This is a genomic window from Tenacibaculum piscium (genome assembly GCF_021390715.1).
GTDB classification, from domain to species: domain Bacteria; phylum Bacteroidota; class Bacteroidia; order Flavobacteriales; family Flavobacteriaceae; genus Polaribacter; species Polaribacter piscius.
Window position 1 is genome coordinate 189,143 of sequence record NZ_JAJGWT010000002.1, and the last position, 21,771, is coordinate 210,913.

The window sequence follows — 21,771 nt, forward strand, 5'->3', positions numbered from 1 at the left end:
CCTGTTTTAGAAATCATCTAAAGCAGGTTTTTATTTTTTTATCAGACTTTATTAAACACCAGTACTTCCAAAACCTTTTTCGCCTCGTTCGGTTTCGTCTAAAACTGTTACTTCTTGCCAGGTTGCACGTTCGTGTTTTGCAATGATTAATTGTGCAATACGTTCGCCGTCATTTACTGTAAATTCTTCATTGGATAAATTCACCAAAATAACCCCAATTTCACCACGATAATCAGCATCAATAGTACCTGGAGCATTTAATACAGTCACTCCTTTTTTAGCTGCCAACCCGCTTCTTGGGCGTACTTGCGCTTCAAAACCTACAGGTAATGCGATGAATAAACCTGTTTTTATAATGGCTCTTTCCAACGGTTTTAAAACCACAGGTTCATTTAAATTGGCACGTAAATCCATTCCTGCAGCACCTTGGCTTTCATAAGCTGGTGTTTGATGTTTCGACTTGTTGATGATTTGTATGTTCATGTTTTTTATTAAAATTCTTAATTCTTCAAAAATCAAATATAATACTCATAACTTTTACTAGAAGCACATAGATTCATTAATTTAGCCCCTTAATCAAACTACGATATGAATAAGCAAACTAAAATAGCCGTTTTAGGCGGTGGAAGCTGGGCAACGGCAATTGTAAAAATGCTATCAGAAAACTTAGCAACCATTGGTTGGTATATGCGAAGTGCGTATGCTGTTGAACACATAAAACGTAATAAACACAATCCTAATTATTTAAGTTCCGCAGAATTTAATACCGAACAGTTAGATTTGTCTGACGATATGAATTACATCGTTGAAAATTATGACCTTTTAATTTTTGCAATTCCTTCTGCATTTTTAAATTCAGAATTAGAAAAATTAACAGCATCTTTAAAAGATAAAATAATTTTTTCCGCTATTAAAGGCATTGTACCCGAAACAGGCTTAATTGTTGGCGAACATTTTCATCAAACATTTGATATTCCGTATGAAAATATTGGAGTTCTTACAGGTCCTTGCCATGCTGAAGAAGTAGCGATGGAGCGTTTATCATACTTAACAATTGCGTGTCAAGATCAAGAAAAAGCACAATTTTTAAGCAAATGTATTGCCAGTCGTTATATAAAAACTAAAATTTCAGACGATATTGTAGGTACAGAATATGCTGCCATGTTAAAAAATATTTATGCCATCGCCGCAGGTATTGCTCATGGTTTAGGATATGGCGATAATTTTCAGGCAGTATTAATGAGTAACGGTATTCGTGAAATGAAACGCTTTATCAAAAAAGTGCACAAAATGAAACGAAATATTAATGACTCGGCGTATTTAGGCGATTTATTAGTTACAGGATATTCTACTTTTAGCAGAAACAGAATGTTTGGAAATATGATTGGAAAAGGGTACACGGTAAAATCTGCAATGCTAGAAATGAGTATGGTTGCCGAAGGGTATTATGCGACTAAAAGTGCCTTTGAAATCAATCAGAAAAATGGAGCAAAAACACCAATTATTGAAGCTGTTTACAATGTTCTATATGATAAAAAAGAAGCAAAAGATGAATTTTTAAAATTAACAGATAAGTTAAATTAATTCACAGTACTCTAAATATGGCTCATTTTTTTTAAAGTTTAAAAAAATATAAGAGAATTACTAGTTTAATTTCAGTTACTTTTGTTTAAAATTAAACAGTAAATATATTAAAAATGAAAACAATTCAGGAAGCTGTAGAAATTACCATCAGAAAGACACCTTTTATTGAAGAAGCGTTGCATGAAAAATTAATAAACGTGTCTTCTTTAGCTAGAGAAATTTTGCCAGAAGTATCAAAATTACTTAAAAAAGAAATAAAAGTTGGTGCTGTAATGATGGCAATAAATAGATTATCGCCAGCCAATGAATTGCGAGTACGTAAAAATATTAAAAAATTAGCCCTCGATTTAGGTGATGTTATTGTACGTTCCGATTTGTGTGATTTTACTTTTAAAAATACGTCTTCATTATTAAAAGAAATTGCCAAAATATTAAGCAAATCAGCCGATAGTAATGATTATTTTTTAACCGTTTCTCAAGGAATTTTTGAAACAAACATTGTAACGAGTAAAAATTTGCGTACCTATGTTGAGGAAATTTTTAAACGAGAAACGTTAATTCATAATGTAAACGATTTAGCCTCGATAACCATTAAACTTCCTAAAAACAATTTAGAACAATCGGGTATTTATTATTTTATTTTGAAGCAATTTGCCTGGGCAAATATTGCGGTACAAGAAATAATTTCTACCACGCATGAAATGACGATTGTTGTAAAAGAAGAAGATGTAAACGAAACGTTTGCTATTTTAATGGATTTGAAATTGAATTAATCAGAGTAAAAAGATTAAAAATAGAAAATGAAAAAAGGAGCAAATAAAAAAAAGAAAGATCCGTATGCTTCGTTAAGAATTAAAGAATTTAATATCTTTCTTTTAGTGCGTTTTGCGTTGGTTTTTGGCTGGTCGATGCAATTTATCATTATAGAATGGCAAGTATATAGCATTACTAAAAATCCTTTATCATTAGGGATAATTGGTTTAATGGAAGTAATTCCTGCTGTTTCGATGGCGTTATTTGCAGGGCATATTGTCGATCAGAAAGAAAAAAGAAATTTACTCGCACTTTGTATCGGTATTTTTTCGTTGATAAGTTTGGGCTTGTTTTTTTTAACGCTTCCTAGTTTTGTGGAAGGTTGGCAACAAAATACGGTTTTATATGCCATTTACGGCTTAGTATTCTTTGGCGGACTTTTACGCTCGTTCTTTGGACCAACGATATTTTCATTAATTGCTTTAATAGTTCCTAAAAAATTATATCCAAATGCGGCTACTTGGAGTAGTTCTACTTGGCAAATGGCTTCAGTTTTAGGACCCGCTTTTGCAGGTTTTACTATTTCTTGGATGGGAGTTCATTGGTCGCTTTGCATTGTTTTTGGCTTGGTTTTATTTTCATTTTTGATGGTGTTTTTTATCGATAGAAAACCTATTTTAAACCCTAAAATTGGCGAACCAATCTTAAAAAGTTTACAGGAAGGAATTAATTTCGTGTTTAAAACAAAAGCCATTTTAGGCGCGATTACTTTAGATATGATTTCGGTATTATTTGGAGGTGCTATCGCTTTATTGCCTATTTATGCACAGGATATTTTAAAAGTAGGACCAGAAGGATTTGGCGCTTTACGTGCTGCGCCTGCAATCGGCGCTTTTTTAACGATGTTAATAACGGCATATATTCCGATTAGTAAAAATGCAGGAATGAAATTATTAGCGGCAATTTTTGGCTTCGGAATTTGCATTATTATCTTCGGATTATCGAATATTTTTTGGATTTCTATGGTCGCTTTATTTTTTAGTGGCGTTACTGATGGTGTTTCGATGGTGATTCGCCAAACCATTTTACAACTAAAAACACCCGATAATATGCGTGGGCGAGTGGCTTCGGTAAACTCGATGTTTGTAGGATCTTCTAACGAATTAGGCGCTTTTGAAAGTGGCGTAACTGCTAAATTAATGGGAACGGTAACTGCTGTTGTCTTTGGTGGAACCATGACATTAATCACAGTTATTACCACAGGAATTTTAAATCCTACTTTGCGAAAATTAGACTTAACCAAAGATTTAGAAGCTCACGAAAAATTGGAATAATCAACTTGATGAAAAAATTAATTAAATAATTTGATTATAAAGTTAGTGTTCACTAACTTTGTGGTATGGATTTTACCAAAAGACAACTTGAAATAATAGAAAAAGCAACTATTTTAATTGGAGAAAAAGGAATTCAAAACCTAACGACCAAAAATTTAGCTGAAAAAATGTCTTTTTCAGAACCTGCTTTATATCGACATTTTAAAAATAAAACCGAAATATTAAATTCCGTATTGTTGTTTTATAAAATGCAATTGAAAAATAAATTAACGCAAATTTTAAAACAAGAAATTATCGAAATTGAAAAAATCAAACAAATGATGACATTTCAATTTAAGCATTTTTCAGAAAATCCTGCCGTTATTATGGTTATTTTTTCCGAAACAAGTTTTCAATTTAATAATGAATTATCAAAAACGGTTCATCAAATTCTACTTCAGAAAAAGAAAATGGTCGAAATTATGATCGAAAAAGGACAAGAAAATAAAAATATTAGAACAGATATTTCTCCAACACAATTAACAACCATGATTATGGGAAGTATGCGATTTCTTATCCTAAGATGGCGCTTATCAAACTATGAATTTGACCTCAAAAAAGAAGGAAAAGACCTCTGGGAAACAGTGGAAAAATTAATCAAAATTCCTTAAAAAAATTTGCTTCTAAAAGTTAGTATTTACTAACTTTCTAGCATAAATCAAAAGAGAATTATAAGAAATTAGACGTAATCTAAAATAAAAAAAGTACAAAAATAATGAAGAAAATAACTGCTTTTATCTTAAATAATAGTAAAATAACCTTACTTATCTTGCTGATAGGAATGTTATTAAGCATCTTTAGTATCAAAAATAATTTTAAAATAGAAACGAATTTAGATACGTATATGCCCAAAAATCACCCCGCATTTATATATAGCGATAAAGCGGAAGAAATTTTTGACATCAGAGATGCCATTATGATTGCTATCGAAAATAAAAAGGGCATTTATAATGCGGAAACTTTTCTGAAAATAAAAAATTTGACAAAGGAAATTCAAAAATTAGCCGTTGTTGAAGATAAAGAAGATGTTTTATCGCTCTACACTGCCGATAATATAAAAAGTGGCATCGAAGGATTGGAAATTGAACCTTTTTTTAAGAAAATTCCGAAATCACAAGAAAAATTTGATGCTATAAAAAATAGTATTAGCACCAATGAAATGATTCATAAACGATTGGTTTCTGAAAATGGACAGGCAACGCTCGTTTTTACAAAAATCAAAAATAATAGTTTTACGCCCGAATTATATCAAGTTATTTTAGCTATTTCTAAAAAATATGAAGATGAAAATAATACGATTTATGTAGCAGGACAGCCCATTGTAGAAGGCACAATGGCTATTTTAATGCCTTCGGATATGCAAAAAATGTTTCCCATCGTTTTATTGCTGATTATAGTCGTACTTTTTATCGTTTTAAGAAGTATTAAGGCGACAATAATATCCGTATTAGTGGTTTTATTTTCTTCAATTTGGACTTTTGGATTGATGCTTGGCATCGGAATCCCTATTTACGCACCAAGTTCATTAATTCCTGTAATGCTTATTGCTATTGGGGTTGCTGATGCAATTCATCTTTTTAGTCACTTGCAATTAACCATGAAAAAACAGCCGACTTGGAGCAAAGAACAACTTATCCAAAATATGACTTCGGAAATGTTTCGTCCTGTATTAATGACATCTGTTACAACAGCGGTCGGTTTTTTATCCTTGCTAACTTCTGATATTTTTCCAATTAAATATTTTGCTTTTTTTACCGCTTACGGCGTAGTGTTAGCCATGTTTTTTTCACTGATTTTAATTCCTGCCTGTGTAAATGTTTTTGGATTGCCAAAAATATTGAAATTTTCAAAATCATCTTTAAAAATATTAAAATCTTCAGAAATTGGAAAAAATGAGATTCCTAAAAAAGATTTTTTTGCTATTTATGCCGAAAAATTTTCAAATTTAATACTTCAAAATCAAAAATTAGTAGTCGGAATTACGCTTTTAATTCTCCTATTTTTTGGATTTGGAATGTCTAAAGTTTGGATAAATTCTAGCTTTTTAGCCCGTTTTCCAAATGAAAATCCTTTAGTAAAAACAGATGCTTTTGTCAATAAAAATTTCTTAGGAACAACGACCGTAAATGTTATTTTAGAAGGAAATAATGCGGATACTTTTAAAAATCCAACGGTACTAAAATTAATAGATAAAGTTACAAATCAGGTAGTTAATGATGGCGAAATTGTTGGCGGAAGTTTATCCGTAGTTGATTTTATCAAAAGAATGAACAAGGTTTTACATGAAAATAAATCCGAATTTTATAAAGTTCCTGATGCTCAAAATTTAATTGCTCAATATTTTTTACTCTACGAAATGAGTGGCGGTTCCGACAGATTATGGGACATTGTTACTGACGATTTTAAAACTGCAAACTTGCAATTTCAACTAAAAGGCGATAATTCCAAAGGATTAAATGAAACAATTGCCAACATAAAAAATTATAAAGAAGAATTTAAAACACTCGGAATTAAACTGAATTTTGCAGGAAGTGGTTATAAGATATTGATTTTTAATGATTTAATTTTAATTGGACAAATTAAAAGTTTGCTGTATTCTTTTATTCTAGTTATTATTTTATTGTCTTTTATGTTTAAAAGTATCAAATTAGGATTTATCGCAACCATACCAATTATACTAACAACCGTTATTTCTTTTGGCGTTTTAGGTTGGTTAAATATTCCGCTAGAAACAACAACCGCACTTATTTCAAGCATCGCAATAGGAATTGGAATCGATTATGCCGTGCATTTTATTGATAGATATAAAATTAACGCATTAAAAACCAATGATATACAAAAAACAGTGTCCGAAACAATGGCACATTCTGGTAGAGCAATTTCTTTTAATGCCGTTGTCGTTATTTTAGGTTTTTTAGTGCTGATATTTTCTACTTTTAAACCAAATAAAGCACTCGGAATAATTGTAGCTCTAAATATGCTAACCAGTTTTATCGCAACGGTAACTATCATGTTTTTAGTATTATATAGCCAAAAAATATTTTTAAAAAAGAAAAAATAATTAAATATTTTATATAAAATAATTAAAAATTAACGCAAAATGAAAACACAAAAAATCTTTATAATTTTAAGTTTATTCTCAAGCTTTGCAATACAAGCGCAAAATGCGACAGAAATTGCCGAAAAACTCTATAATCGAGAAGTGCCAAAAGATGGTGAAAGTGATATGACAATGATACTTATCAATAAAAAAAATAAAAAAAGAGTCCGAAGTTTACATAAGTTTTTTATCGATTTAGGAAATGTTGAAAAACAAATTCTCTTTTTTAAAGCTCCTTCTGATGTCAAAAATACCGCATTTATGAATTGGTCTTATGATGATGATAATGATGATGAAATCAAAAATAATGAACCAAAAAATGACGACCAATGGCTCTACTTACCCGCCTTAAAAAAAGTGAAACGAATCGCCAATAGCAATAAAGATAGTAATTTTATGGGCTCTGATTTTACCTATCAAGATATGGAAAAAAGAAATCCCATAAAAGATACGCAACGCTTCATAAAAAGTGAAAAAATAAAACAAGAAGATGCTTGGGTTATAGAAGCAACGCCCAAAAAAGAAGAACAATATGCCCGAAAAATTGCGTGGATTTCTAAAACTAGAAATATTCCGTTGAAAATCGATTTTTATGACCAAGACAATGAATTACTGAAAACATTAACGGCTACGGAAATAATTAAAATATCGAAATATTGGGTGATTACACAACAAGAAATGAAAAATCATCAGAAAAATCATAAAACAATTATGAAATTAACAAATCTAAGTGTAGATAAAAATCTAAATAAAAATATTTTTACACAACGTAAAATGCAAAGAGGTTTATAATGATGTTAAAAAAATATAGAACCATTTTTACAATTCTGTTATTTCTTCAAATATCATTTATAACAGCCCAAAATGAAAAATTGCCCTTAGAAATAACAGGTTTTGTAAGAAGTTATAGCAGTGTTTTATTGAAAAATTCTGATTTTAATAACCTCGAAAATACTCTTGATATAAAACTAGAACATCAGCGAGAAAACCTGTCTTTTTTTGCAAATCCATTTGTGTATCAATATCCAAATAAAGATAATTATTACGGGTTTCGAGAATTATATATCGAATATAATTCCGATAAAATTGCCCTGAAAATAGGAAAACAACAAATTATTTGGGGTCAAGCCGATGGCGTTTTTATTACCGATGTCGTATCGCCTAAAAATTTAACCAACTTTTTATTGTGGGATTTTAATGAAATTAGAATCGGCGTAAATGCGCTTAAAATAACATATTTTCCTACAATATCAAGTACTTTTGAAATCGTTTTGATGCCCACTTTTAGTCCAACGATAACGCCCGAAAAAGAAAGTATTTGGCGACCAAAATCAACTTATAAAGTAGAACCCATTTTTGATACATCAGAAAAAAAAGTGAAAGAAAATCTTAAAAATAGTGAGCTTTTTATCCGATATTCTTTAAGCAAATCAGCCATAGATTTGCAACTAATGGCAGGATATACTTGGGACGATGATGCTAGTTTTCATCTCAAAAAACAAGAAAAAACGCTTCTAATTCGTCCAAAATACCATCGATTAGGATTGCTTGGAGGAAGTTTTAGTACCGAAATTAACGGATTTATTTTAAGAGGTGAAGGAGCATTTTATCAAAATAAATATTTTCAAACTAACGACCAAAAAGTAACCGACGCACTCACTAAAAAAAATTATATAAACTATGTAATCGGACTTGATAGAACTTTAGGAGATTGGAAAATAAGCGGGCAATTCATTCAAAAAATTATCTTGAATTATCAAAATACAATGCAAAATGATAAACACGATAATCTAGCAACATTTATCATCAATAAAACACTTTTAAGAGAAAAATTACGTGTAGAATTTTTTAGTTATATCGGACTAAATAAACAAGACGCCTTGCTACGTTTGAGAGGTTATTATTTTCCCTATGACGGCACAACTATTGAAATTGGAACTAATTTATTTATCAAAAATGAAAAATATATAACAGAAAAAGCAGGACAATTTGGGCAATATGATCAAAATGATATGGTTTATGCAAGTTTGAAATACAGTTTTTAAAATAGCGTTTGTTTTTAACTTTTATCATTTTTAGTCGATACTTGGTTGATGTATTTTCCAACCACAATTGCGGTGAGGATAACCAAATAAATCTGTCCCATCAAACCGATTAAAATAGCTGTTTTATGTGCCAATCTACCTACAGGATACACATCGCCATAGCCGATAGTCAGTAAGGTTATGTAACTAAAATACATTAAATTTTCAAAAATAAGTTCCGGTTGATTCACAAAACTTGTTTGCGTAAAATGAAAGGCTCCAGGAGTTGTTATTTCAATACTTAAACAAATAAAAAAACCGATTAATCCTAAGGAAATATAACCACTGATAAGTCCTAAAATTACATTCTTATTAATTTCAACGGCGCGCCATACTTGTTTAATCATTTCATAGGTGACCACTACGTAAAACAGAAAATAACTAATAACTCGAATGTACGGAAATACTACTTTTTGAGAAGGATTTATTAAATCTGAACCAAAAACAAGGGAGGCAATAATCAATAAAAAGATGAAAAAACGTAGCAATATTTTCTTTTTAGAAATCAATAAAATACCTGCCGATAAATTAATTAAAAATAAAATAGGTGATAAGCGTTCGTCAAAAAAAGTTTGTGGAACAATTAACGAACCAAATAAAATAGATAATTGACTAAAAAAGAAAAACTCAAAACGATGATTGTATAATTTATCTAACATTATTTTTTTATGCACTTAAAAGAAATCTCTTTTTCAGGAAAATTTTCGCAAAATTATTGCAAAACTAATCAATTTTGAGCGAAATTAGTAGCTCCTAAAATTTGATTTTTTTTTTAAAGCTTCTAAATTATTTGTAAATAATCTTAATGTTAAGCTTGCTTTTTTCTTAAAAATCGCATGTTGTTTTAAGTATCTTTAGGCAAAAATTATCTTTTGATAAACAAACGTCTTTTGATTAAAAATTTACTTGCTCATAATGATGAAAATACGTTTTATGATAAAAAGCAAGAAATATCCTTGGCTTCAAAAGAAGGAAAAGCGAAGTTTATAAAATTGGTATGTGCGTTATCAAATTCGAATCCTACGAATAATTCATACATTGTTATTGGGGTTGAAGATGAGGAAAATAAAATTATCGGGGTTGATTTTTATGATGATAGTAAAATTCAAAATTTAGTAAATGCTTATTTAAAAAACCCGCCTAAAATAACGTATGAAAATGTTGCTTTTCCTCGGTTGCAACGTCATAAGGTTCTTGGATTAGTAACTATTTTTCCTAATAATAGAAAGAGTTTTTTACTTAAAAATAGTTGGAAATATCTTAAAAATACAGGTTTTTATCGACAAGGTAGTAATTCTGTTCCTTTTGATGTCTCTGTTGATATTCCTATTTTCAAAACAAAAAATGCAAGAATAAGAGCGACAAATAATGCGGATATTGTGAAAGCGATTCAAAAAAATGCGAGTAATAATATTGAATTAACGCTTGCTGGTGTTTTTGATTTTATAAATAATCATGAGCCTAAATATCACCCACAATATAAGGTTTTTAAGGAGCAATTTGTGCTTTGTTGGGCAGGAAAAAAGAAGATGATTCATCATCAATTATTTTACACACGTGTGGATATTGAATTGATAAATGAACAGGTTCGATTATTTTTTTCATCCTTAGATGCGGTTCAAATTCGTTATAATGAGCAGTCATTTATCATTACCGAATACATTGCTTTGGGGATTGATAAAACGGAAAAACAGTATCCATTAGAGCAAACAAGTATTCATTTTAAAGACAATGGAAAATATATTATTACCACTAATTTTTTATTTAAACCACCTCTTTATAACAGCACGATTCTTAAACATATTTACGATAAAAATAACCAATTACTTTTAAAAATTCTGCAAAACAAACTACTTACTACAAGCGAAAAAGAAGCCATTTATAAATTACCAACTTCTTATTTAATTTGTTCTTTACATGGCTTTTTAGAAGCACCTAATCAATTAAAAAAAGCAAAAAAATACTTTAAATCTTTAAAAGATAAAACCACATATATTAAGTATAAAGAAGTAATGCGGGTGTTACGCAAGGTAAAACATCACCAAAAACAGTTGAAAAGAGCATCAAACAGTATCAAATAGTTTCAAAAAAATAGGCTTTTAAAGAATTTTTTAGATTTCTTCAAAAGCCTATGATGCTTTACTTTCGTAGTAAAAATGAGCCAACTATTACTTAGTTACAATAATTTTCTGGGCTAATATTTTCTACGGATTTTATTTCTAATACTTCTAGAATTCCGTCGTATGCTTCTGCAAAACCTTCGGCTGTTTTTTGAGTATTTTTTAAGATTAATTCCGCTATTACTGGAGTATAGGGTGTTTGTTTTTGACTTGTTTTTTGGTTATAAATTTTGGTTAAATCACCATTTGTTACATCGTTAATCCAATATGTTTTTACCGAACCACAAGGTTGAAAAGAGGCTACTTCGTGTCCAAAAATAAGCAATCCTTTTACGGGTTCTGCTGAAAAATTAACTTTATTAGTACTCATTTTGGTTAATTTATACATTTCTGATACGGCACTGCTACTTTTTTCTCCATCCATTCCTAATAAAGTAAGTGTATTTTCTTCCAGTGCATACGACATACTTTCGGTAGCTGTTTTTAAAATGACGTTGTTCTTTTTAGTAAAAGAGAAGGTTCCTTTTTCGGTAAAATATCCATCTTTACTATCTAGATAAAAATCATTTTTTTCAAAAGTACCATCTTTTTTAAGAAATACAGTACTTACGATTCCAGGGCAACTAGCACAAGGAAGTAATCCGGTATATGTTCCGTTTGATGCTATTATTTTTTTTGAAATTTCATCATTATTTAGCGGTTTTTCAACATCTGTTTTAGGTTGTTTTGTAAGCGTGTCTTCATTGTTTTTTTTAGAAACTTCTTTACATCCGATTAAAGAGAGTGTCATTGCTATTATTAAAATATAACTATTTTTCATGGGGGTATTTTTTATGTTTTGTAAAATTACTAATTTTCAATATTTTTTTGTCTTAAAAAGAACTAAAATTACTGATTAAAAAGTATTTTTTATACATTAAAACCCCGTTGTTTATAACGGGGTTTTTAGTTGTTTTTTATTTTTGAGCGGTTAATTCACCTTGCCATTGTTGTAATTCTTCCCATTTACCTTGATGTGCTAATTTTGCTTGTTTAGGCCATGTTTTAGGTTTTAGAATTTTATAACGGTTTCCGACACTTTTCAAAATTTTCTGACATTTTTCTACAGAAGTTTCTCCTAAATCTTCCCAAGTTTCAATTCCAAAAGCATGAAATAATCCTTCAATTTTCGGATTAATTCCTGCGACAATTTTCAAATCATTTTCTTTAACTCTTTTGGCAAGTATATTTTGAGCGGTTACTAGGTTTTCGTTTAAGTTTTCATCTGAGGCATCGTTATTTTTATTTTGATGCTCAGATAACAAGCTTAATTGATATTTAAAAATGCTATAAATGCTCATTATTATGAGTACTGGAATAAGCCAAAATGTTATTGTTGTTATTGATAAAATCATAGTATTATTTTTTTAAGGGTTCGTATTGTTATTTTTTGATGCTTTTTTTCTGATAAGAAAGCATTTCAAAAAATAATGATGTAGTATTTTTTTCTGATAGCAATAATTTTTCTTGGAGCTCTTAAATACTCTTAGAGATTTTTAAAGTAAGCTACTAATTTTTTTACTGAATCAGCTTTAGTTTTCAAATTTACCTAAAGCTACTGGAGAAGAATTGGAGCTTTATTTTTGTTTGGTAAAATGGGTATTTAAAGTGTTCGTTGTATTTCCGTTATAATCACTTGATTTTTATTTATTTATGGATTTTCGAAAAATAAAACGTACTACTATGTGCTATCTATTTGATGCAAAATAACAAAAAAAGTCACATCTTTCGATGCAACTTTCATGTTTTTAACATTTATTTAACGCTAAATTAACCTTAAAGAAGCTATTTGTTAACCTTTAGGAAACTATTTGTTAACTTTTAATTGCTATTTTGTTAACCTTGGATTAAATTTTTATACTGTTATAAGGCTTATAAATCAAATTTAATTCCTTGTGCTAACGGCAATTCATCAGAATAATTTATCGTATTTGTTTGACGTCTCATATATACTTTCCAAGCATCAGAACCAGACTCACGTCCGCCACCAGTTTCTTTTTCACCACCAAAAGCACCTCCAATTTCAGCACCAGAAGTTCCGATGTTTACATTTGCAATACCACAATCAGAACCAGCGTATGATAAAAACTTTTCAGCTTCTTTTAATTCATTCGTCATAATTGCTGATGATAATCCTTGAGCAACACCATTTTGTTTTTCAATAGCATTTTCAACTTCTCCTGAATATTTCATTAAATATAAAATAGGAGCAAAAGTTTCATGTTGCACTATTTCAAAATGATTTTCAGCTTCAATAATGGCTGGTTTTACGTAACATCCGCTTTCGTACCCTTCACCTTCTAAAACACCTCCTTCAACTAATACGTTTCCACCTTCCGCTTTTGCTTTTTCAATAGCAGCTAAATACGTATTTACCGAATCTTTGTCAATTAACGGCCCAATATGATTTGTTTCATCTAAAGGATTTCCAATGGTTAATTGCCCGTAAGCACCAACAATGGCATCTCTTACTTTGTCATATACTGATTCATGAATAATTAATCTACGAGTAGAAGTACAACGTTGTCCACAAGTTCCAACAGCTCCGAATACAGCACCAGGAACGACTACTTTTAAATCGGCAGTTGGCGTAATGATAATTGCGTTATTTCCGCCTAATTCTAATAATGATTTTCCGAAACGTTGTGCAACAGTTGCTCCAACAATACGTCCCATTCTGGTAGATCCTGTAGCAGAAACTAAAGGAATACGTGTATCGGTCGTCATCATTTCACCAACTTTATAATCTCCATTGATGATAGAAGAAATTCCTTCTGGCAAGTTATTTTCTTTTAAAACATCAGCAATAATATTTTGACATGCGATTGAACATAAAGGTGCTTTTTCAGAACCTTTCCAAACACAAACATCACCACAAATCCAAGCTAAAGCAGTATTCCAAGCCCAAACAGCCACAGGAAAGTTAAATGCAGAAATAATACCAACAACTCCAATTGGATGCCATTGTTCTCTCATTACGTGTCCTGGACGTTCCGAAGGAATTGTTTGTCCGTTTAATTGACGTGATAATCCAACAGCAAAATCACAGATATCAATCATTTCTTGAACTTCTCCGTATCCTTCTTGTAACGATTTCCCCATTTCGTAAGAAACTAACTTTCCTAATGGTTCTTTTAATTCTCTTAATTTATTACCAAACTGACGTACAATTTCACCTCTTTGTGGCGCTGGCATATGTCTGAAAGACTTATATGCCTTTGTAGCCGCTTCCATTACTTTTTCGTAATCTTCTTTGGTCGTCGCTTTTACTTTTCCGATTAATTTACCATCAACAGGTGAATAACTTTCAATAAGTTCTCCAGTAGAGAAATTTACAGCACCTGTAGAAGTTCCATTATTAATATCTTTTACGCCTAATTGTGCTAACGCTTCTTTGATTCCGAAATCTGCCATTTTGCTTTTAAATTTAAGTTGTTTAAATTGAATCACGAAAATACAACTAATTTTAGACATTGTAAATTTAACAAAAAGTAGTATTTTTGTTAAATATTAAACATTTGTTTTTCTTGTCTCGTTATTCTTTTATTTTTTGATGAAAATTTTTTTTTAAAGAATCGTTTTCGAGATAGGTAATAATTAAATAATAGAATGTTAAAGAGTGTAAGAGTGTTTGCTAAAATATCTTTTTGAAGATTTTTTTATCATGATAAAAAACGTAGTTAAGCATATAATTAACAATTCTTTAACTTAAGTAATTAAAAACTTTAAAAAGGAGTTGTTTTCTAATGATTTATTGTGTTTTTCTTATGAAATTAGTTTAAAAATTAACTAATTTTTAAGAGTTGAAACAGCGGTCTAAAATCTTGAACTTTAGTATTTTTGACATTCGTAAATAAGTTAATTTTAAGTACGTTTAAAACTGCTAATTTGGTTGATAAAAAAAAATAAATCTAATTTTTTAAACAGAAATATAAATTATGTTTAAAAATATTAAAATCGTGTTTAAAAGAGCGTGAAATATATTTAAAAAAAAGTATGATATAGGTTAATTTTATCAAATAAAACACTGTTAATCAATAAAAATAACATCTTCGCTTATCTTTTAATTAAAATATGCTAATGTTATTTTTTTGTTAAAAAAAAAGCATTAAAAAGTTGTTGTTTTTAATTTATTTGATACTTTTGTAGCGTAAGATGTACACTTCTTACACAACCCTTCACAGTATTTTTTTTTAGATCTAATATAAAATTTTTTATGAATTTAAAAGAGTTGTACGAGAGTACGAAATCTAAAGCAATACTCCTAATTAATAAAGAAGGGAAAATTGTAGAAGCTTACAGTAAAATTTCTTATGAAAATCCTGAAGATTTTTCAGCGGTTACAAAAGTTGTAATTAATATTATTGATAATTTTTTTACTGATGTTTTATCAATCGAACCCCTTACTGAAATTATTATAAAAACAGCAGAACAGAATTTTTACATCAGAAAATGTGACGATGACCATATTTTATGTGTCCTATCTGATGGTGTGATGAATAGGAGTTTGATTAGTCTGTCTTTACAAAAGACAGCAAAAGAGCAAAAATAAATTAATAACAACTAAAAAATACCGCAATGACAGAAATTTTAAATGATTTAGTAGCAAACGTAAGTAAAAATATTCCAGGTTATATCGCTTTAAGTGTAACAGAAATGGAATCAGGAGAAGCTTTAGTATCTGATTCAGCAAAAGCTGATTTCGATGTAGCATTAGCTTCTGCTTATAACTTAGAAGTTGTAAATGCTAAGTTAAAAGCAATTAATGCTTTAGGCTTAAAAGAAGAAGTTAAAGACATTACGATTACCTTAACAGATCAAATCCATATTATCAATATTGCTCCTACAGGAGGATATTTTATCTATTTAGCAATTGATTCAGCTAGAGCAAATATTGCTATTACAAAAACATTACTTAACAAGTATAAAACTCAGTTAAACGATGCCATATAAGCCATTAGATTTATCTACTTTTAAAATAGACGCAAAAGTTGCGTCTATTTTAAAAATAGGACAGCAAGAATATCAAACGATACTAGGTATTGGATTGATTCAAGAAGAAATAGCACCAAAAATAGCCGTTGTTGAAAAGACACAAGCTGTTGAATCTGTACCATCTGTTGAGCTTGTATTGAATACCGATAGTATTGATGAACAAGATCCAGAGAAGGATAAAAAGATTTCAGAAATTGTTTTTGATTTCCTTTTTGAACCTAAGTTTGATAATATGTTTACCATGTTTTCTAAAAAAGCATCTTAATTATTATTGTACTATTACTGTTTTGTAACAGTGCTTTGCTTTTTTATAAATCTTAAATTTTACAAAAAAAAACAGTACAACGATATCATACTACTGTTATAACCCTTATTTTTGTAAAACTTTATGAAACAACAGGTTTTTAACATACAATCAGAGCAGGAATTTATTCAAGTAACCCTTCATATTTTTAAACATCAATTTAAACATAATAAAACCTACAGGTCATTCTGTGATTTATTAAACATATATTATACTGATGTTAAAAATATTGAACAAATTCCTTTTTTACCCATTCAATTTTTTAAATCCAAAGAAATAATTTCTTCTTTAGATACAATTCAAGAAACATTTACTAGTTCAGGAACTACGGGAAGCAGTACAAGTAAACATTTTATTACTGATTTATCTTGGTATGAAAACAGTTATTCAAAAGCTTTTGACTTTTTTTATGGCGATATTCAACAATATGTAGTATTGGCATTATTGCCAAATTATTTAGAACGAACAGGTTCTTCATTAGTGTATATGGTCGATGATTTAATTAAAAAATCGGAGCAACCCGAAAGTGGTTTTTATTTGAATAATTTAGACGAATTAGCCAAAAAACTAATCGAATTAGATAAAAAAGGACAAAAAGTATTGCTTATTGGCGTTTCATTTGCCTTATTAGATTTAGTTGAAAAACAACAATTTCAGCTCAAAAATACCATCATTATGGAAACTGGTGGCATGAAAGGTAAACGAAAAGAACTGATTAGAAATGAATTGCATGATCTTTTAAAAACAGGTTTTGGTGTATCAGAAATTCATTCTGAATATGGAATGACTGAATTATTAAGTCAAGCATATTCAAAAGGAAATGGTGTTTTTAACTGCCCCAATTGGATGCGTGTACTTACGCGCGATACCGAAGATGCTTTAACAATACTACCCAAAGCAAAAGCAGGAGGAATTAATATTATTGATTTAGCTAATTATAATTCGTGTTCTTTTATTGCTACGCAAGATTTGGGGAAGGTATATCCCGATACTAGCTTTGAAATTATTGGTCGCTTTGATAATTCCGATATTCGTGGCTGTAATTTGATGGTTTTATAAAATATTTTCATAAAAAATAATCCTTAAAAATTTAAAAGCATCATTTTTTATGAAAATTCATGAAAGTTTATAAAAATAGACTTTATTTTTTTACTATTTCTGTCTATTCTGTGCTACTTCTTCCAATTCATCATACCAGTTTTGACCAAATTTTCGAATCAAGGCTTGTTTTACAAACTTATACACAGGTACTTGTAATTCTTTTCCTAAAGAACAAGCATCATCACAAATATCCCATTTATCATAATTTACAGCCGAAAACTCACTATATTCTTTAATACGAACAGGATATAAATGACAGGAAACAGGCTTTTTCCAAGTCACAATTCCTTGATTATATGCCTCTTCAATAGCACACAGAGCGGTGTTTTTCTCATCAAAAATAACATAGGCACAATCAGCACCATTAATTAAAGGCGTTTCTAACTCTCCAAAATCACCAGTAACCCAAGTACCTTGTTCTTCAATAGCCTTAATCCCTTCTTTTCGTAAAAAAGGCTTGATTTGAGGATAAATATCCTCTAAAATCGTTGTTTCCTCTTTTTCTAAGGGTGCGCCAGCATCTCCATCAATACAACAAGCACCTTTACAGGCGGAAATATTACAAACAAAGTCAGTATCTATAATACTTTCAGAAACAAGTGTTTTTCCTAATTGGAACATAAAAATAGTTTAAGTTGGAAGTTAACAATAACTTCACATAAAATTTAAATGCAAAAATACTAGATTGTAACATTACTTTATCTAATATTGTGCCTGAAAAACAAAATATTATGAATTTTAACATCAAAGAAATTTTTACCGCCTTTATGGTACTGTTTGCAGTAATTGATATTATTGGAAATATTCCTATTATTATCGATCTACGAAAAAAAGTAGGACATATTCAATCAGAAAAAGCCTCCATTATAGCAGGGGCCATTATGATTTTATTTTTATTTGTAGGAAAACAGTTGTTAAGTGTTATTGGCGTAGATGTACATTCTTTTGCTGTTGCAGGGGCATTTATTCTGTTTTTTATCGCCTTAGAAATGATTTTAGGAATTACTTTATATAAAGAAGATGAAGATGAAACTTTAACAGCGACTGTTTTTCCGCTTGCTTTTCCTTTAATTGCAGGACCAGGAAGTTTAACAACTTTACTGTCTTTGCGAGCAGAATTTAATATCGAAAATATTATTGTAGCCGTTTTACTAAATGTTATACTTATTTACATTGTATTAAAAACATCCGTAAAAATTGAAAAGCTTATCGGAAACAACGGAATTAAAATTATTAGAAAGATTTTTGGTGTAATTTTATTAGCTATTGCGGTTCGATTATTCGCTGAAAATATAAAAGTATTATTAGCTTAATTTTTTAATATAATTTTTAATATGATTTTTGATGTATTAATAATCGGAGGAGGCGTTTCGGGTATGCAATGTGCGTTGGTATTGGGTTCAGCGCATAAAAAATCCTATGCAATAGATAAAAAAATAGGAATAATCATGCATCAAAAAACATCTCATTTACAAGATGCATTGTTTAACAATGTCTTAGGATTGCCTGCTGAAACTTTAGGAAGTGATATTTTAATTCAAGGAAAAGCAAAGTTAAAAAGTCAATATCCTGAGGTGTTTCAAATTGAAAATGAAAAAGTATTGGCAGTTTTAGATGCTGATAATCAAGAGAATATTTATAAGATTAGCACCAATAAAGGCGATTATTATAGTGAAAAAGTGGTTATCGCTTTAAATTATTCAAAACCTTTTGAAATAGCTGGTTTAGCACAATATATAGAGCCTCACAGCCGAGCCAATGTTATGAAACATAGAATCCAATTGCGTAATTTTAATCATTTGATAAAAAAAGGATTATATGTTTGCGGAACCCTAGCGGGTTGGCGAAGTCAGTTTGCTATTGCAGCTGGTAGTGGAGCAAGTGTCGCTACCGATATTCTAACTGTTTGGAATGATAATATTCCGACAAAAATACATGACAAAAATAAATAAAAATACATGATAAGAATACATCATGAAATTTATATGCTAACATCAAAATAGTAAAATAGTAAAATAGCAAAAAAGCAAGGAGTTAAAACTTCTTGCTTTTAATTCTTCTAAAGTTTATCCACCAATAGTACTCATACTTTCGGAAACAGCACCTTTTTTTCTGTTTGCCTCTGCGATAAAACCATTTTCAGGTTTTTCTTTTATTAATGATAAAAAAAGTTCTTTTAAATCGTTATTAGAAGCACCATTTCTGATAAAATCACGTAAGTTAAAAACACCATCATCAAATAAACAATTTTTAAAAGTTCCTGTTGAGGTAATTCTGATGCGATTACAATCGTTGCAAATAGTGCGTGTAAAAGCAGGAATAATACCAACTGTTCCTACATGTTTTTTTCCTTGATGATTTTCAATGGTAAAATTACGGGAAGTCGATGATTTTTCTGAAATCATATTCTCAAGCCTGTACCCTGATTTTATTTCTGCTAAAATTTTGTTATAATTCCAGTTTTCTTGAATATTTCGTTGTCCTTTTCCGTTAAAAGGCATTTCTTCAATAAACCGAACTGCGATATTTTTATCTTTTGTTAATCCTACAAAATCGTTAATTTCATTGGTGTTAACCCCCGATTGTATCACCACATTTAATTTTAAATGAAGACTACTTTTTGCTAATACTTCAAAAGTTTTATACACTTCTGTAAACACATCACGACGTGTAATTTTGGCAAATTTATCGGTATCTAAACTATCAATACTTAAATTAATGGTTTTTACTTTATCTAATTTTTCTAAGGTTTCGATATGTTTACCAATCAATACACCGTTTGTAGTAATGTTTATTTCGTCCAATAAATCATTATAAGACAGCATTTCTAAAAAAGACATAAAGTCTTTACGTGCAAAAGGTTCGCCTCCTGTTAATCGAACTTTACGAACGCCAAGTTCGGTAAGTACTCGAATAATTCGGTACATTTCTTTGTAGCTTAAAAGCTCTTTTCGAGCAACAATATCAATTCCGTGTGCGGGCATACAGTACTGACAGCGAAGGTTACAGCGATCGGTAACTGCCAATCGAAGATAGTTAATTTGTCTGCCAAAAGTATCGATAAGTGTATCCATAGTACAAAGATACGCTTTACGGATTCAATTGTTTTATGCTATTTATGATAGTTTTATATTGATGTTTTTTTATTGAAAGAAAGGTTTTAGAGCCTGTTTAAAAATTAACAAAAGTGTTTTTAATGAGTTGAGTAACGGTTACGATTGTTGTAAACAGTTTAACTTAAATAAAATATTATTCTGATATTTTTCCTTTTTTCGTTTTTGATACTAATTTATCAAAATCTGATTCATATTCATTATCTTGTAGTATTCTAAATTTTTTATATTCTTCTTCTGCAAATTTTTTAGCTACTATTGTTTTAACTTTTCCTGCATCTTTCAGAATATTATACTCATTAAATACTAAAAAAGCATCTAATTTATCAACCCAATCTTTCATAGACATTTTTCTGCCTTTTTCTGCTTGATTTTCAGCATAATCAAGATACATTGTTACAATTCTATTTAGTTCCGTTATCTCTTCTTTTTCTAAATAATTTTTAGCAACTCTAACATCTGTTTTTAAGATTTTACCTCCCTTTTTTTCATTTTTCCAACTTGTTAATCCCATATTGGGTTTTTCAGAACTTGCTCGTAATTTAATTAATTCAGGAGCTGTATGTTTTGTTATAGCAAATTCTAATTTATTTTGAACTGTAGCAAAAAATGTTTTTGTTATAGGTGATGCTGTATCGTAATCAATTGCAGTAGCATATATATCTGTTATTTTTTGGTAAAAACGTCTTTCAGAAGCTCGTATCTCTCTTATACGTTCAATTAATTCATCAAAATAATCTTTATCAAATAAGTTTTTTCCTTGTTTTAATCTGTCATCGTCTAATACAAATCCTTTTATGAGATATTCTTTTAATGCTTTTGTTGCCCAAACTCTAAATCGTGTAGCTTCAACAGAATTTACTCTATAACCAATTGATATAATTGCATCTAGATTGAAATAAGCGGTACTTTGTTGAAAAGTATTATTTCCTAATTTTCTCGTGTGCAAAACTTCTTTGCACACGGAACTTTTAGATAATTCTCCTTCTAAAAATATATTATTAATATGGTAATTTATGTTCTGTCTAGATGTACCAAAAACTTCTGCAATTGCTTTTTCATTCATCCAAACTGTATCTTCATCAATACTAACTTGAATACTTGTTGCTCCACTTTCAGAAGTGTAAAATATAAAGTTTTTTTGTTCATCTAAATTACTCATTGTTTTAATTTTACTCAAATGTAAATAAAATAATCAATTTATA

22 protein-coding genes are annotated in these 21,771 nt (G+C 29.7%); 14 read left to right on the forward strand and 8 right to left on the reverse strand.

The window, feature by feature from the left end:
• Positions 1 to 51: 51 nt before the first annotated feature.
• On the reverse strand, positions 52 to 483 hold the full coding sequence (dut, locus tag L0U77_RS03010; protein ID WP_233900718.1) for a dUTP diphosphatase: 432 nt from the start codon (positions 481 to 483) through the stop codon (positions 52 to 54).
• Positions 484 to 588: 105 nt separating this feature from the next.
• Between dut and L0U77_RS03015 the strand changes: the two genes are divergently transcribed.
• The 7 genes from L0U77_RS03015 to L0U77_RS03045 all read left to right on the forward strand — a co-directional run bounded on the left by L0U77_RS03015 (position 589) and on the right by L0U77_RS03045 (position 8,855).
• Positions 589 to 1,584, forward strand: coding sequence for an NAD(P)H-dependent glycerol-3-phosphate dehydrogenase (locus L0U77_RS03015; RefSeq protein WP_233883187.1), 996 nt, complete (start codon positions 589 to 591; stop codon positions 1,582 to 1,584).
• A gap of 113 nt (positions 1,585 to 1,697) precedes the next feature.
• Complete coding sequence (locus tag L0U77_RS03020; protein ID WP_101918507.1) at positions 1,698 to 2,357, forward strand: hypothetical protein; 660 nt, start codon at positions 1,698 to 1,700, stop codon at positions 2,355 to 2,357.
• Positions 2,358 to 2,384: 27 nt separating this feature from the next.
• A complete protein-coding gene (locus L0U77_RS03025; protein WP_233900719.1) occupies positions 2,385 to 3,671 on the forward strand; it encodes an MFS transporter in 1,287 nt (428 codons plus the stop codon).
• Between the two features lie 65 nt (positions 3,672 to 3,736).
• Complete coding sequence (locus tag L0U77_RS03030; RefSeq protein WP_233900720.1) at positions 3,737 to 4,321, forward strand: TetR/AcrR family transcriptional regulator; 585 nt, start codon at positions 3,737 to 3,739, stop codon at positions 4,319 to 4,321.
• A 104-nt stretch (positions 4,322 to 4,425) separates the two neighbouring features.
• Entirely contained in the window at positions 4,426 to 6,771 is a 2,346-nt protein-coding gene (locus L0U77_RS03035; RefSeq protein WP_233900721.1) for an efflux RND transporter permease subunit, read from the forward strand.
• Positions 6,772 to 6,810: 39 nt separating this feature from the next.
• Positions 6,811 to 7,602 (forward strand): outer membrane lipoprotein-sorting protein, encoded by a 792-nt coding sequence (locus tag L0U77_RS03040; RefSeq protein WP_233900722.1) that lies wholly within the window; start codon positions 6,811 to 6,813, stop codon positions 7,600 to 7,602.
• Positions 7,602 to 8,855, forward strand: a complete 1,254-nt coding sequence (locus tag L0U77_RS03045) for a DUF1302 family protein (RefSeq protein WP_233900723.1) — start codon at positions 7,602 to 7,604, stop codon at positions 8,853 to 8,855. The genes L0U77_RS03040 and L0U77_RS03045 overlap by 1 nt, the downstream gene beginning before the upstream one ends.
• Before the next feature lie 14 nt (positions 8,856 to 8,869).
• Here the strand turns inward: L0U77_RS03045 and L0U77_RS03050 are convergent, their stop codons facing one another.
• Complete coding sequence (locus L0U77_RS03050) at positions 8,870 to 9,553, reverse strand: ion channel (protein ID WP_233900724.1); 684 nt, start codon at positions 9,551 to 9,553, stop codon at positions 8,870 to 8,872.
• Positions 9,554 to 9,784: 231 nt separating this feature from the next.
• Between L0U77_RS03050 and L0U77_RS03055 the strand changes: the two genes are divergently transcribed.
• Positions 9,785 to 10,975 (forward strand): ATP-binding protein, encoded by a 1,191-nt coding sequence (locus L0U77_RS03055; protein ID WP_317173920.1) that lies wholly within the window; start codon positions 9,785 to 9,787, stop codon positions 10,973 to 10,975.
• Positions 10,976 to 11,066: 91 nt separating this feature from the next.
• Here the strand turns inward: L0U77_RS03055 and L0U77_RS03060 are convergent, their stop codons facing one another.
• The 3 genes from L0U77_RS03060 to amaB all read right to left on the reverse strand — a co-directional run bounded on the left by L0U77_RS03060 (position 11,067) and on the right by amaB (position 14,467).
• On the reverse strand, positions 11,067 to 11,834 hold the full coding sequence (locus L0U77_RS03060) for a copper resistance protein NlpE (RefSeq protein WP_233900725.1): 768 nt from the start codon (positions 11,832 to 11,834) through the stop codon (positions 11,067 to 11,069).
• A gap of 136 nt (positions 11,835 to 11,970) precedes the next feature.
• Positions 11,971 to 12,408, reverse strand: coding sequence for a hypothetical protein (locus L0U77_RS03065; protein ID WP_145993243.1), 438 nt, complete (start codon positions 12,406 to 12,408; stop codon positions 11,971 to 11,973).
• A 517-nt stretch (positions 12,409 to 12,925) separates the two neighbouring features.
• A complete protein-coding gene (gene amaB / locus L0U77_RS03070) occupies positions 12,926 to 14,467 on the reverse strand; it encodes an L-piperidine-6-carboxylate dehydrogenase (protein ID WP_101918666.1) in 1,542 nt (513 codons plus the stop codon).
• 802 nt (positions 14,468 to 15,269) lie between these two features.
• Between amaB and L0U77_RS03075 the strand changes: the two genes are divergently transcribed.
• The 4 genes from L0U77_RS03075 to L0U77_RS03090 all read left to right on the forward strand — a co-directional run bounded on the left by L0U77_RS03075 (position 15,270) and on the right by L0U77_RS03090 (position 17,411).
• Positions 15,270 to 15,605 carry a roadblock/LC7 domain-containing protein gene (locus L0U77_RS03075; RefSeq protein WP_101918501.1) on the forward strand — a complete coding sequence of 112 codons (336 nt, stop codon included), beginning with the start codon at positions 15,270 to 15,272 and terminating at the stop codon, positions 15,603 to 15,605.
• A 26-nt stretch (positions 15,606 to 15,631) separates the two neighbouring features.
• Positions 15,632 to 16,006: a hypothetical protein gene (locus L0U77_RS03080; protein ID WP_101918500.1), complete on the forward strand. Its 375-nt coding sequence runs from the start codon at positions 15,632 to 15,634 to the stop codon at positions 16,004 to 16,006.
• A complete protein-coding gene (locus tag L0U77_RS03085) occupies positions 15,996 to 16,313 on the forward strand; it encodes a hypothetical protein (protein WP_101918499.1) in 318 nt (105 codons plus the stop codon). The genes L0U77_RS03080 and L0U77_RS03085 overlap by 11 nt, the downstream gene beginning before the upstream one ends.
• Positions 16,314 to 16,436: 123 nt before the next feature.
• On the forward strand, positions 16,437 to 17,411 hold the full coding sequence (locus L0U77_RS03090; RefSeq protein ID WP_233883176.1) for a LuxE/PaaK family acyltransferase: 975 nt from the start codon (positions 16,437 to 16,439) through the stop codon (positions 17,409 to 17,411).
• Positions 17,412 to 17,504: 93 nt separating this feature from the next.
• Here L0U77_RS03090 and L0U77_RS03095 read toward each other — a convergent pair whose 3' ends face one another.
• On the reverse strand, positions 17,505 to 18,074 hold the full coding sequence (locus L0U77_RS03095) for a DUF3109 family protein (protein ID WP_101918497.1): 570 nt from the start codon (positions 18,072 to 18,074) through the stop codon (positions 17,505 to 17,507).
• A gap of 110 nt (positions 18,075 to 18,184) precedes the next feature.
• Between L0U77_RS03095 and L0U77_RS03100 the strand changes: the two genes are divergently transcribed.
• Positions 18,185 to 18,766, forward strand: coding sequence for a MarC family protein (locus L0U77_RS03100; RefSeq protein WP_101918496.1), 582 nt, complete (start codon positions 18,185 to 18,187; stop codon positions 18,764 to 18,766).
• A gap of 21 nt (positions 18,767 to 18,787) precedes the next feature.
• Positions 18,788 to 19,405: an NAD(P)/FAD-dependent oxidoreductase gene (locus L0U77_RS03105; RefSeq protein WP_233900726.1), complete on the forward strand. Its 618-nt coding sequence runs from the start codon at positions 18,788 to 18,790 to the stop codon at positions 19,403 to 19,405.
• A 114-nt stretch (positions 19,406 to 19,519) separates the two neighbouring features.
• Here L0U77_RS03105 and moaA read toward each other — a convergent pair whose 3' ends face one another.
• Together moaA and L0U77_RS03115 are read right to left on the reverse strand one after the other, a co-directional pair.
• Positions 19,520 to 20,527, reverse strand: a complete 1,008-nt coding sequence (gene moaA / locus L0U77_RS03110; RefSeq protein ID WP_193699924.1) for a GTP 3',8-cyclase MoaA — start codon at positions 20,525 to 20,527, stop codon at positions 19,520 to 19,522.
• A gap of 175 nt (positions 20,528 to 20,702) precedes the next feature.
• Positions 20,703 to 21,728 carry a virulence RhuM family protein gene (locus tag L0U77_RS03115; protein WP_233897585.1) on the reverse strand — a complete coding sequence of 342 codons (1,026 nt, stop codon included), beginning with the start codon at positions 21,726 to 21,728 and terminating at the stop codon, positions 20,703 to 20,705.
• Positions 21,729 to 21,771: the final 43 nt, after the last annotated feature.